This window comes from Thermococcus sp. SY098 (genome assembly GCF_035621495.1).
Classification (GTDB): domain Archaea; phylum Methanobacteriota_B; class Thermococci; order Thermococcales; family Thermococcaceae; genus Thermococcus_B.
Genome location: NZ_CP141821.1, coordinates 1,175,133 through 1,188,498, shown reverse-complemented (window position 1 = coordinate 1,188,498; position 13,366 = coordinate 1,175,133). Strand labels below are relative to the sequence as shown.

Sequence of the window (13,366 nt, the reverse complement as noted above, 5' to 3'; positions counted from 1 at the left end):
ATTGGACAAAAATAGTTAAAGCATTGCAATCCTCCCATCTGGCAGTCTCCTGAATTTTCCAAGCTCTGCGTTCTTGAGCTGTTCTGCATAAAACACAGGTCCATCTCTGCACACTAAATATTCCCCAAGGGCACAGCTTCCACAGACACCAATTCCGCACTTCATATACCTCTCAGCTGAAACTTGAACGTTCTTAAAGTTCATAATTTCGAGGACTTTTGCCATCATGACTTCGGGACCGCAGGTATAAACATAGTCAAATTCATCCTTTCTCTCTGCTAAAACATCCGTCGGAAATCCTTTAACTCCTAAGCTTCCATCGTCAGTTGTTAAAATAATTTCATCAACATAATTCTCAATGTCGAGCAGTGCAAATTCATCTCCGCTTTTTGATCCATAAATTAAAGTGATTCTCTCAAAATACCCTCTATAATGCTTTACAAGGGCATACAGCGGGGGAATTCCAATTCCACCTGCAATCACTCCAATGTTCTCACCTTCTGGCTCAAATCCCCTTCCATAGGGACCGCGAATCCAAACGTAATTCCCTTCTTTCAGCTCAAACATTTTTGATGTAAATGCTCCAACTCTCTTTACAAGGATTAGGTCTCTATCAGCTAAGCTGAACGGCTTTTCCCCAAAGCCTGGGAGCCAGACCATTATAAACTGACCCGGCACAAAATCGAGCTTTCTGTTAAAGCGGAAGGCTTTAATGTTCTTGGCTTCTTCCCACACTTCACTTAGCTCAACCCTTGATAACAATTCTCTCCCCCCTTGGCTTTCCTACGATTTCATTGTCTTCCATAACAATCTTTCCTCTAAGCAGAGTCATTTCAACTTTTCCTTTCAGCTTCCATCCTTCAAATGGACTCCATTTTGCTTTTGTGTAAAACTCTTCAGGCTCAACTTTCCACTCTTCTTTTAAGTTCACAACTATTAAATCAGCGTCTTTCCCAACCTCGAAACCTTTGTTCTTTATTCCAAAAATCTTGGCTGGATTTAGAGATGTTTTTTCAATTATACCCCAAAGGGAAACCATGCCTCTATTGTATGCTGTCAGGAGAAGAGATAATTCTGTCTCTAATCCGGGTAAACCTGCTGCACCTTCCTCTTTTTCATCCAAAGTGTGGGGCGCGTGGTCGCTTGCAACGATTGGAATTTTTTCGAAGTTCTGCCAAAGATATATGACATCTTCTCTGCTTCTTAGTGGAGGGTACACTTTTAAAAGTGGATTTTTCTTAAAGTCCTTTTTAGTCAGGAATAAGTGATGAGGAGTAACTTCAAAGCTTATCCATGGAAGACTTTCCTCCAAAATTCTCTTTAACCCTTCTTTTGTAGAGACGTGGCAAATGTGGAGAGGTTTCCTTAATTTTTTGCTAATATTCAGAGCTTTCTCAATAGCTTTGACCTCCACAATGTTGGGCCTCTCTGGGAATTTTTGGATTAACTCATAATCCTCGGCATGGACACTAACCCTTTTGTTAGCACATGTATAATCTTCTTCGAAATTTTCCGAGTAGATTCCTCCTGTGGAGGCTCCCATGAAAATTTTATAAAAATCTGCCTTTGCATTTTTAACCTCACTGCAGTTTCCTGCAATTAAAAAGCCCAATGCGTAATCTGTATAAGATTTTCTCTTGAAGAGCTCTGTCCTCTTTTCAAAAATTTCCTTAGTCATAACTGGTGGATCTGTATTTGGCATATCAAATACTGTTGTTATTCCCCCATGAAGAGCAGCCATCGTGCCGCTTTTTATTGTCTCTTTATGCTTTTGATTGAAATCCCTTAAATGAACATGAACGTCAATTATTCCAGGCATTATGATCTCGTGAGCTTTTGTTTCGATGATTTTTTCCCCATTGAGAGGCTTTTTTGAGAACTTTGTAATTTTACCATTATCAACCCCAATGTATCCATTTATGACATGCTTTTCAACAAAAAACTTGCCCTTTAGAACAAGCTCATGCATAAGTGCCCGTTTAAACGTCAAATGCCCAATGTTTTTAAGATTTTCGATATTGATGTCATGAAATAAGGTTTCAGACGATTTTCTCGGCTTTCTACAAAATTTTATCTGGATGATCTGATAAAATATGCTTGCTTATTAAATTAATGCTGGAACTGTCCAATAATATTGTCGCATTAAGCTTGAGTTCCAATGTTAGTGCTCTTCTTTGTGTATGGGCTTGCAGGAGTACAGTGAACATTCTCAAAGTTTTACAAAAACGTAACTCTTAAATAGGAATCGTATGTATAATCTTATGCCTTTATACCCTAAGAAATGCAGTAGTGTTTAAGAAAATGAGGGAGGACTAAACCATGAAGAGGTCTGGAATTTTGGCCTTGTTGTTTGTTTTTGTTATGCTTTTAGGACCATTAGCTGCAGCAGAGCAGGGGCCAGCCCCTGACACTGTGTATATCTCAATTAGGACTAATGAGGAAACTGGTATAACAGACGTTGCAAAAGGAGACTTGGATATATTCCTCTGGTCAGTCAGCGGAGCTAAGTTCAAGGACTTACCAGCAGATGTTTTAAACAACTTAAAGCTCATCAAAACAGCAAGCGGTTACTGGGAAATTACCATGAACCCCGTCCATGACGATGACAGCCCATACTTGATTACAGTAGGTGAGAAGAAGTATTTCAACCCATTTGCAATTAGGGAAGTCAGATTTGCAATGAACTGGCTCGTCAGCAGGCAGTACATTGTTCAGAACATCCTCCAAGGTAGCGGAGCTCCAATGATTGGTGGTATTAGACCAAGCACAGGTGCCAACCCATACTTTGAGCCAGTTTATAAGGCTCTTGGAATCTCAGCTACAGCTGACGTTGCCAAGGCACAGAAGATGGTTGAAGAAGCTATGAAGAAAGCTGCTGACGAATTAGCAAAGCAGGGGCACAAACTCGAGCTCAAGACCGATGAGAACGGAAGACAGTGGTGGTACTTTGATGGTGAGCCCGTTACGGTTAAGTTCATCATAAGAATTGAAGATAGAAGAAAAGACGAGGGTCTTTATGTTGCTGACTTAATTGAAAAGTTCTTCCACTTCAAGGTTGAGAGACTTCTCTGGGATAGGAGAAAGGCTTCATCAACAGTTTACCTGAGCGATCCAAAGAACTATGAATGGAACCTCTACACTGCTGGTTGGGTTTCAACAGTTAACGTCAAGTGGCCAGATGACTACACAGCCTTCTGGTATGCTGACTGGTATGGATGGCTTCCGGCTCCAGTTGGATGGGAGTACAAGCCAACCCTCACAGTCAAGGACTTCATTGACTATATAGGAGGCCCAGACAAGGCAGTTGAGGCACTTGGTCTCAAGTACTATGTTGGAGACAAGCTTAAGGAGCTTTACGACTGGACAATTGATGATGTCACCAAGCTTCTTGTACTTACAAGTGTTAAAGTCAATGGTAAGGAGTACAAGCTTGAAGAAGGAAATGCCGACCAGTACTGGGATCTCCAGAAGATATCAATGGGACTTGGTATAATGGACAGCATAAGAATGTTTACAGCAGAGACATGGGAGTACTTCCCAGTCAACAAGAACAGAGTTAAAGCGATTGCAAGAGATGTCTCAAGCGGTCTCTGGACAAGATGGAGCCTGATAACTGCTGAAACACCTGACAAGGTTGTCAACGTTGCCGAGTACTCAGCAACCGGTGCACTCTTCATGAGCGCATTCAACCCAGTCGGTGGTATCGACGACGTTTATGCAAGTGCAATCTGGAGGGTTGTTAGAGACTACCCAGTTTACACAGACCTCTCAACCGGAACATACATCCCAGTCAGATGTGATTTCAAGGTTGAGAGAGGACCAATTAAGGTGCCCAAGACCGCAGTCATCTGGAACGCAACTGTGAAGAAGTGGGTTTCACCATACGCTGGTCAGGAGGCTAAAGCCAAGGTTACCTACGATTGTAAGCTTGGCAACTGGCACGATGGACAGCCAATGACAATGGCAGACTTTAAGTATGCAATAGCATTCAACTATGAATGGGCTTACAAGAATGGCGACAACGATCCATATTACGATGAGAAGATCGCAAACGCATTCGTTGATATCGCCAAGCAGATAAAGGGTTATGAATTCGTCGATGAGGACACAATTGCAGTCTATACAGACTACATCCACCCAATTGCTGATGATGTCATCGCTGCAAACAACGCTGTCTGGCCAACGCTCCCATGGCAGCTCCTCTATGCAATGAGCGAACTCGTTGCAAAGGGACAAGAATATGGAGCATCACAGAAGTACTCATTCAGTGAAGAGGCAGAGGGTGTTGCACAGCTTGACTTGCTCATCAAAGACCACGTTGCAGACTTGAAGAAAGTTATTGAGGCTCTCAAGGCCAAGAAGGCGGTTCCACCTTCAATTGCCAACGATGTTAAAGACCCAACACCAGGTTACGACGCACTCATCAAGTGGATTGACGAGCACGGCAACGCTGTAGTCAGCAACGGTCCATTCTACATTGAGAAGTACGATCCAGACAAGATATTCGTTGAACTCAAGGCATTCAGAGACCCAACCTATCCGTTCAGCGTTGACTACTGGAAGCAAAAACTCATCCTTGCAAAGCTTGAGCTTGCTGGTGTCAATGTTCCAACAAGGGTATTTACAGGAGATGATCTGAAGATTGAGGTCAGGGCAAACATGGTCGTTGAGTATCCAACAGAGGGAACCCAGCCGGCTGACAAGGGATTCGTCTACATTGAGATAAGAGATGAGAACGGCAATCCAGTTTACACCGGCGAGGCTAAACTCACTAAGGCAGGAGTCTTCGAGATAACTGTTCCAGGTTCAGAGACTGCAAAGTGGGAGGCTGGAAGATACGACATCTATGTCAAAGGCGGACTGATGGAGGGTGTTACATCATTCACTGACAAGAAGACTCTGATTGTAATCAAGAAGCAGGTTACATCACCAAGCCCGAGCCCAAGCCCATCACCAAGTCCATCACCATCTCCAAGCCCATCTCCATCACCAAGTCCATCACCAAGCCCAAGTCCGTCACCATCACCAACCGAGACTAAGACAGGTGTCTGTGGTCCAGCAGCACTCCTTGGATTAGCATTAATTCCACTGCTCCTGAGAAGGAGGAAGTGAACTCTTTCCTTCTTTCTAACTTTTACTTTGTTTTTGGAACTTGGTGTTTTTCTCCGTTCTCCATATACAAACAACTTGGTATACTGTGGGTTTTGCCACTTCATTTTCTTGAAATATACGTATCCCACTTATCGTTATAGAAAAATATATAAAAGTTTTACAAGATTGAAAATGTTGATGAATGAGAAATGTCCCGAATGAACATGTCTGAACAGGGAGGTGTGAGGTTTGGGATACGGTCGTTATTTGGCAATTAGACTCTTAAATGCGCTTTTAGTTCTGGCATTAGTAACGCTACTTGTTTCAGTTCTGTTTACAAAAGTTGCAGAGGAGGACTTAAAGTCAAGCATACAGGAGCAGATAAATATGAAGCTAAGGGCAAATCCGGAACTTATGAAGCAGCTTTCAGCCGATCCTGAAAGGTTTCAACAGTGGTATCAAAATGAGTACAACAGATTAATTCGTGCCTACGGACTGGATAAGCCTTTCTGGGTTAGGGTCTTAGAGAGAACAAAGGACACTCTAACTCTAAACTTCGGTAATACAAAAACTCCAATATTCGGTGAGACTAACGTTAAAAAGATTATTGCAGCTGCGATTCCAAGAACAGTTTTGCTCTTCACGACAGCACAGATAATTGTTATTCTGATTGGCCTTCTCTTAGGTGTTAAAGCAGCTCAGGTTGCAGGTAGTGCATTGGACAGAGCAGTTTCCATCATTGCAATGCTAACGAGCAGTATACCAATGTGGTGGTTTGGAATGATCGCAATCTTAATATTCTCGTTCAAACTTGGATGGTTCCCAAGTGGTGGTATGACATCCACTCCACCTAAGGAAGGATTTGCCTACTACACTGACATCCTTTATCATATGGTACTCCCTGTGGGGACGATAGTGTTTGTCCTCTTTGGAGGTTGGGCGTGGACAACCAGAAACATCATGATCGGCACAATGCAGGAAGACTTCATCATGGCTGCAAGAGCTAAAGGTGTTCCGGAAAGAAAAGTTATTTACGGACATGCTCTGAGAGCATCTGCTCCACCAATCATCACAATGACGATCTTCAGCCTTCTCGGTTCCTTGGGTGGTGCAATCATTACAGAGGGAGTCTTCAACTGGCCGGGAATGGGAAGACTCTACTGGACTGCTCTACAACAAAACGAAACGAGACTTCTCATGGGAGTTACATTTGTTACAGTTGCCCTTTATCTGATAAGCATGATACTTGCGGATTTGGCATACGGTTACCTTGATCCAAGAGTTAAAGTTGGTGCATCCCAGCAAACATGAGGTGAGGCAGATGAGATGGGTTGATGTAAAGGAGAGCATTAAGGATTTCTGGTTTGAATTTAGAAGGCAAAAAGGTGGGTTGCTTGGATTATTCTTACTTGCCCTCTTAGTTTTCACAGCCATAGCAGCCCCTTACATAACTGAACCAGACATTCCAAAGAAATGGACCACATACTGGGAGGGCAATCCTACAAATGTTCCCCCAGTATGGTACAACTATTTCACTGCAAAAAAGCTTGCAGCCCACGAGGTTCTTACCTATAATGACTTGAAGGTTACAGCTGAAGGACAGGATTTAGGGGGAGGGATAAAATACTACGCTTTTGAATTTGACTACAATAATAGGTACGATCTGCCTCCAAAAGATTTGATAATAAAGAATATTGGGGTTCAGCTTGCTGATCTCAACACTCCAGCTCAGATCGTAATCACGGTTTACAGACCAGATGGGAAAAAGATCGAGCTTTTGAGTGCTGACTTGGTGGAGGGATCAATATACCAACTTGCCAAAATGGGTGCTGTTAGGAACAATGTGTTTAACTGGGCGTCGCAGTTTGAAGATCCAAAGAACCTTCAGGGTAGAGTTGAAACAATAAAAAGCACAATGGACGTCATGGAGGTCATATTTGCAAAAGCTGAACCAGGTATACTAATAAACCCACAGCCTCTCCACGGGGACTACAAGTTCCAGGTTGAGATATTCACGTTTAACAAGGGAGATAAAGTTGACTTAAAGCCTGTCCAAATCATCCTCACTGGAAGAACTTATGGGCTGATGGGAACGGATTACAAAGGGAGAGACCTTTGGGCAGGTTTAGTATGGGGAACAAGGGTTTCACTTGTCGTTGGTGTGTCAGTAGCAGTCTTGAGCGTTTTAATCGGAATTGCATACGGTGTCACGAGCGCATACCTTGGTGGCTGGAAGGACGAGTTTATGCAGAGAGTTAACGAGTTTGTTGCTTCAATCCCAACGTTGCCGATCCTTATCCTTTTGGGTGCAGCATTCAAGGGACACGTTACATTGTGGACAATAGTCTTCCTGCTGGTGATGTTCGGATGGACTGGAATTGCCAAGGTTGCAAGGAGTATGGCGCTCCAGATTAAAGAGCAGACCTATGTCGAGGCAGCAAAAGCTTTGGGCGCTGGGACTGGAAGGATTATATTCAAGCATATCATGCCACAGATCATGCCTTATGCATTTGCTGTCATGGCTTTAAGCGTTCCTGGAGCCGTTCTCACTGAAGCATCACTCAGCTTCCTTGGACTTGGTGACCCAACAGCAGTTACATGGGGACAAATCCTCTATGATGCTCAGACAAACAGTGCAACAATTAACGGGTACTGGTGGTGGGTCATTCCACCAGGATTGGCAATTTCATTAGTTGCATTGACATTCGTGCTTATTGGTGTGGCATTGGATAGAGTGTTGAACCCAAGACTCAGGAGATTGTGAGGTGTGGAAGATGGCTAAGACTGTCCTTGAAGTTAAAGATCTCAAAATGTACTACTTCACATCCAGAGGTGTCGTCAAAGCAGTCGACAATGTCAGCTTTGAGCTCAAAAAGGGAGAAGTATTAGGACTCGCTGGAGAGAGTGGATGTGGCAAGTCCTCTCTTGGCTTTACTTTAATGGGAATGCCAACTCCTCCAGGAAAAATTGTGGGAGGCAGTGTTAAAATTGACGGCAGAGAAATAGTTGGACTTCCAGAGGACGTTTTGAGAAGAGAAATAAGGTGGCAGAAGATATCAATGATATTCCAGGGTGCAATGAATGCTTTGAATCCAGTTTATACAATTGGCTACCAGATGATTGAGCCCCTCATCTATCACAAAGGAATGGAAAAAGAAGAAGCCCTTGACAGAGCAATGAAATATCTCGAGTTAGTTGGTCTGTCGCCAGAGATTGTTTACAGATATCCACATGAGCTGAGCGGTGGAATGAAGCAGAGGGTTGTCATTGCAACGGCATTAATCCTTGAGCCAGAGGTTGTTATTGCCGATGAGCCAACAACAGCTCTTGACGTCGTTGTTCAGGCGCAGATCATCAATTTGATGAAGAAGCTTAAGAAGGAACTTGGACTTTCAATGATATTCATCACACATGACTTGAGCATTCTTGCAGAGATCAGCGACCGTGTTGCGATAATGTATGCTGGAAAGATAATCGAGATCGGTGACAGCCAGAAGATCTACTATGAGCCAGCCCATCCGTATACTCAAAAGTTGCTTGCAGCAATCCCAAGATTGCATGAGGACGTTGATAAGCTTGAATTCATTCCAGGACAACCGCCGAACCTCATTAAACCCCCAAGTGGCTGCAGATTCCATCCAAGATGCCCCTATGCGATGCAGGTATGTAAAGAACAAGAACCAGAGCTAAAGGAGATTGATAAAGATCACTATGCAGCATGCTGGCTGTTGTGAGGGATGAAAGATGGCTGAGCCAATTTTAAAGGTTGAAAATCTTAAGAAGTACTTCCCGATCAAGAGAGGATTACTTGGGGCACTCAGGGGAGAACCCCCACGATTCGTTAGGGCTGTTGATGGGGTCAGTTTTGAAGTGCACAAGCAGGAAGTTTTTGCTTTAGTCGGTGAGAGTGGCTGTGGTAAAACAACAACAGGAAAGCTTGTCATGAAGCTCCTTGAGCCTACAGATGGCAGAATATATCTGGAAGGGAAAGATGTTACTGAACTCAAAACTCAAGAGGAAATTAAGGCCTACAGAAGAAAGGTTCAGATGATATTCCAGGATCCTTTCTCGTCAATGAATCCAAGATTCAGGATATATGACGTGCTCGAAGAACCTCTCTTAATTCACGGAATAGGCGAAACAAGGGCGGAAAGAGAAGAACTCATATACAAAGCACTGGAAATGGTCAAAATTGTTCCACCGGAGGACTATGTTGGAAGACATCCGCACATGCTTTCAGGCGGTCAGAGACAGAGAGTTGCTATTGCAAGAGCACTCATCTTGAATCCAACATTTATCGTTGCAGATGAGCCTGTTTCAATGCTTGATGTTTCAATTAGAGCAGAAATCCTTGAATTGATGAAGGAGCTTAAAGAAAAGATGGGCGTTACATATCTCTACATCACCCACGACCTTTCAACGGCAAGGTACTTTGCTGACTGGATAGCCGTTATGTATCTGGGGAGAATAGTTGAAATGGGGCCCGCTAAAGTCGTAATTGACAATCCAATACATCCATATACAAGAGCTCTCTTGGCTGCTGTTCCAGAGCCAATTCCAGAGAGGAGAAACATCATCAAAGAATTGCCAATTAAAGGTGAAGTTCCAAGTGCTGTCAACATTCCACCAGGGTGCAGGTTCCATCCCAGATGTGTCTACATGGAGAAAGGACTCTGTGATGTTAAGCATCCACAGCTCATTGAATACGAACACAACCATTGGGTTGAGTGCCATTTAGCAGGTAAAATCTGAGCCTTTCCTTCTTTATTTCTCTGTTTGGATGTGATACCATGACTACATTCAGAAAAGCCATTAATTATCCGCTGATAAAGGGGGGATTAATTTTTTTAGCACTTGCTCTTCTTCTATCCCTGGTATCAATGTATAGTGTTGAAAAATCCTATTTTTCCCAGGGAACCTTAGGTGTTGGGCATCACATTATTGGAGACAAAGAGTTCGAAAGCAACTATTTCGTAATAAATAGAACTCTTATCATTTCCTCTCAAAATGCAAGTGTTGTTGTTATTCAGAGGGGGAAGATAAACTCTTACACTCTCAATAATCAATCTGTTCGTCTAACCCCAACTTCCCAACCTGAAATACGTGTCGAGAGTGGTAATGTGAGCTATTCGTATAGAGTTTACGGTGTTGATTATCCCTACTCCCTCTTATCACTCTTGGCTTTTGTTTTCATGATTGTAGGAAGTGCTTTAAGTGTGTATGGATATATTAGATTTATGGAAGGTGCTGTTGAAAAAACACGGAAGAGAAGAAGGTGATCTCAATGAGGACTCTAAACTACGAGGAGGTTATTGAGAAAATAGTGCACTTCATTAAAGAAAAGGTAGACGAAACAAATGTAGGTGGTGTTGTGGTTGGTGTTAGTGGTGGTGTTGATAGTGCTACTACTGCTTTTCTTGCGGTGAAGGCTTTGGGAAAGGAGAAAGTTCTTGGCTTGATAATGCCATACTACGAGAATCAGGACGTTGAGGATGCGAAATTAGTCTGTGAAACTCTTGGAATTAACTATAAGATCATCAACATCAAGCCAATAGTTGATGCTTTTGAGGAAAGCCTTGACTTCGAGCCGGACAAGATTACCAAGGGCAACATAATGGTGAGGACGAGGATGGTTCTCCTCTATGCTCATGCAAACCAGTACAACCTCCTCGTTTTGGGAACAAGCAATAAGAGTGAGCTTTTGACGGGTTATTATACTAAGTGGGGTGATGGTGCAAGTGATTATGCTCCACTGATAAACCTCTACAAAACGGAAGTCTGGGAGATTGCCAAGAGGTTGGGTGTTCCGGAGAGGATTATTGAGAAGAAACCCACTGCTGGGCTCTGGATTGGGCAGACGGATGAGGATGAACTCGGCATAAGTTACAAACTCCTGGATGAGATCCTTTACAGATTAGTTGACTTGAAACTGCCAAAAGAAAAAATTGCTGAGGAGTTAGGTATTCCAATTGAAAAAATCGAATACGTTGAGAATTTAATAAAGAATAGTGAACACAAGAGAAGTCTACCAGTAGGTCCAGAGATCTGAGGTGGGAGCTTGAAGAGGGGATATCTTTTAGTTTTTTTAGCTGCCAGTATGTGGGGTACTCTTGGAATATTTGCCAAACTGCTGTATCAGTTTAACTTGGACACTTTTACTGTGGTATTTTATCGGGTGATGATTGCGTTTTTTCTCCTCTTAATATATAACTCCTCAAAAGGTTTGAAGATTAAGAAAGAACGTCTCCCATTTTACGCATTCTATGGGTTTTTTAGTATTTTTTTGTTTTATGTGCTGTATTTTTATACTGTAAGAATATCTTCAGTGTCTTTGGCGGTTTTACTCTTATACACTGCCCCAATTCACTCTATGATACTTGGATACCTTGTCTTTAAAGAAAAAGTAACTCCAACAAAGTCAATAGCATTGATAATGGCAGTTTCAGGAGTGCTATTTGTTGTAAATCCGAATGATGAAAGAATAAGCATTCTTGCAATAATATTGGGACTTCTATCCGGAGTTACTTATGCATTATATGGTGTTTTAGGTAAAATGGCAGTTAGAAACGAGAACCCTGAAGAGGCATTACTATATACTCTTGGATTTGGAGCTCTGTTCTTAATCCCCTTTTCTAATTTTAAAATTCCATTAAATGCAGTTCCCTATATTTTTGCACTTGCGTTTTTTCCAACATTTCTGGCATACATATTATATAACACTGCTCTGAGAGAGGTTGAGGTAAGCAAAGCTTCAATAATAGCGACGATAGAACCAGTCGTAGCTCTAATTTTAGCGTATCTGGTATTTAATGAAGTCTTGACATTAAAACAGTTGTTAGGGGCGGCTTTAATAATTGGAGGCTCAGTGCTTATTCATTTAGATGATATAATTGGGAAAAAGAATTAAACGTAGAAATACTTTTCGAGCTCCCATTCTGTTACTTCTTTGGTCTCTAATGGGATATTTCTTTTCTTGAGGTACTCGATATATTCTTCCCATTCCCTTTCTTTATATTCTTTGAAGTTTCTGTAAGCCTTTCCAAGGGCTTTTCTAACAATTTTGTCCTTTTTGAGCTCATCTAAGGCTTCTTTTAAGCTTGATGGCAGGGTCTCAATACCTGTTTCAATTCTCTTTTCTCTATCCATTTCATAAACGTTTTCTTCGACATATGCAAAAGGTTCAATCTTGTGCTTTATTCCATCCAAGCCTGCCTCGATTATTGCGGCAAATGCTAAATAGGGATTTGCACTTGGATCTGGACAGCGGTATTCAATTCTTGCACCCTTTCCTTTGTATGCTGGAACTCTTATCAGTGCACTCCTGTTTCTGTAACCCCAGCTTACATAAACAGGGGCTTCATATCCTGGGACTAAACGTTTGTAACTATTTACGGTTGGGTTCGTCAAAGCTGCCAGTGCCTTGGCATGCTTTAATATTCCGCCAATGAAGTATAGTGCTGTTTCACTGAGTCCCTCTTCCCCGACAAATAAATTCTCTTCATCTTTCCACAGGCTTATGTGAAGGTGCATTCCATTGCCAGGCATGCCATAGATGAGCTTTGGCATGAATGTTGCATATAATCCATGACTCTCTGCAACTGCCTTGACAACATATTTGAAGCTTATGATGTTGTCTGCTGTTCCGAGGGCATCTGAGAACTTAAAATCTATTTCGTGCTGTCCAGCCCCCACCTCATGGTGTAACACTTCAGGAGTTAGACCAAAGTAGGGCATGTAGAGTGCAATTTCTCTCTTTACATCCTTAGCCTTGTCAAGGTTTATGATATCAAAATATCCCCCAACGTCTGGTAATTGAAGTTCCCATGTTCCATTTTTTCTGAAGAGGTAAAATTCTGGTTCTGGCCCGATATAAATTTTTAGTCCTTCTTTCGCAAGTTCATCACTCACACTCTTTAAAATTCCTCTTGGGTCTGCATGATAGGGTTTGTCATCTTTATATATGAACCCATAGACTCTTGCTACTCCTTCCCATGGGATTTCTGCATATGTTGAAGGGTCAGCCTTAAATATTAAGTCGCTGTCCTCTATTCCCTGAAATCCAGGGATGGACGATCCATCAAAAGAAATTCCATCACTTATAGCCTCCTCGTATCTTTCTATTGGCACTTCCATTCCTTTTGGAACACCGTTTATGTCAACAAAAATCAGCTGAAGGAATTTTATTTTTCTTCTCTCCATCGTTGTCATGCTTTTTATTTCGTTCATTTTTATCACCTATTATTGTTTGAATGTTCATTATAAACGCTTTTTCTTT

11 protein-coding genes are annotated in these 13,366 nt (G+C 42.2%); 8 read left to right on the top strand and 3 right to left on the bottom strand.

What is annotated here, in order from left to right; all coding sequences use genetic code 11:
- Positions 1-15: 15 nt before the first annotated feature.
- Both VFC49_RS06620 and VFC49_RS06615 read right to left on the bottom strand, forming a co-directional pair.
- Entirely contained in the window at positions 16-762 is a 747-nt protein-coding gene (locus tag VFC49_RS06620; protein ID WP_324734881.1) for a dihydroorotate dehydrogenase electron transfer subunit, read from the bottom strand.
- Complete coding sequence (locus tag VFC49_RS06615) at positions 746-1,969, bottom strand: dihydroorotase (RefSeq protein WP_324734880.1); 1,224 nt, start codon at positions 1,967-1,969, stop codon at positions 746-748. Before VFC49_RS06615 ends, VFC49_RS06620 begins: the two co-directional genes overlap by 17 nt.
- 350 nt (positions 1,970-2,319) lie before the next feature.
- Between VFC49_RS06615 and VFC49_RS06610 the strand changes: the two genes are divergently transcribed.
- From VFC49_RS06610 to VFC49_RS06575, 8 genes are all read left to right on the top strand, one after another.
- The gene (locus tag VFC49_RS06610; protein ID WP_324734879.1) at positions 2,320-5,112 is read left to right on the top strand and encodes an ABC transporter substrate-binding protein; all 2,793 of its coding nucleotides are present in this window, start codon (positions 2,320-2,322) and stop codon (positions 5,110-5,112) included.
- A gap of 228 nt (positions 5,113-5,340) precedes the next feature.
- On the top strand, positions 5,341-6,402 hold the full coding sequence (locus VFC49_RS06605) for an ABC transporter permease (protein ID WP_013467959.1): 1,062 nt from the start codon (positions 5,341-5,343) through the stop codon (positions 6,400-6,402).
- Between the two features lie 10 nt (positions 6,403-6,412).
- On the top strand, positions 6,413-7,855 hold the full coding sequence (locus VFC49_RS06600) for an ABC transporter permease (protein ID WP_324734878.1): 1,443 nt from the start codon (positions 6,413-6,415) through the stop codon (positions 7,853-7,855).
- A gap of 10 nt (positions 7,856-7,865) precedes the next feature.
- Positions 7,866-8,825: an ABC transporter ATP-binding protein gene (locus VFC49_RS06595; protein ID WP_013467957.1), complete on the top strand. Its 960-nt coding sequence runs from the start codon at positions 7,866-7,868 to the stop codon at positions 8,823-8,825.
- Positions 8,826-8,835: 10 nt separating this feature from the next.
- On the top strand, positions 8,836-9,843 hold the full coding sequence (locus VFC49_RS06590) for an ABC transporter ATP-binding protein (RefSeq protein ID WP_013467956.1): 1,008 nt from the start codon (positions 8,836-8,838) through the stop codon (positions 9,841-9,843).
- A gap of 38 nt (positions 9,844-9,881) precedes the next feature.
- On the top strand, positions 9,882-10,370 hold the full coding sequence (locus VFC49_RS06585; protein ID WP_048159809.1) for a hypothetical protein: 489 nt from the start codon (positions 9,882-9,884) through the stop codon (positions 10,368-10,370).
- A gap of 5 nt (positions 10,371-10,375) precedes the next feature.
- Complete coding sequence (locus VFC49_RS06580; RefSeq protein WP_324734877.1) at positions 10,376-11,140, top strand: NAD+ synthase; 765 nt, start codon at positions 10,376-10,378, stop codon at positions 11,138-11,140.
- 9 nt (positions 11,141-11,149) lie between these two features.
- A complete protein-coding gene (locus VFC49_RS06575) occupies positions 11,150-11,998 on the top strand; it encodes a DMT family transporter (RefSeq protein ID WP_324734876.1) in 849 nt (282 codons plus the stop codon).
- Here the strand turns inward: VFC49_RS06575 and glnA are convergent.
- The gene (glnA, locus tag VFC49_RS06570) at positions 11,995-13,317 is read right to left on the bottom strand and encodes a type I glutamate--ammonia ligase (RefSeq protein WP_324734875.1); all 1,323 of its coding nucleotides are present in this window, start codon (positions 13,315-13,317) and stop codon (positions 11,995-11,997) included. The two genes, VFC49_RS06575 and glnA, sit on opposite strands and share 4 nt — an antisense overlap.
- Positions 13,318-13,366 lie beyond the last annotated feature (49 nt).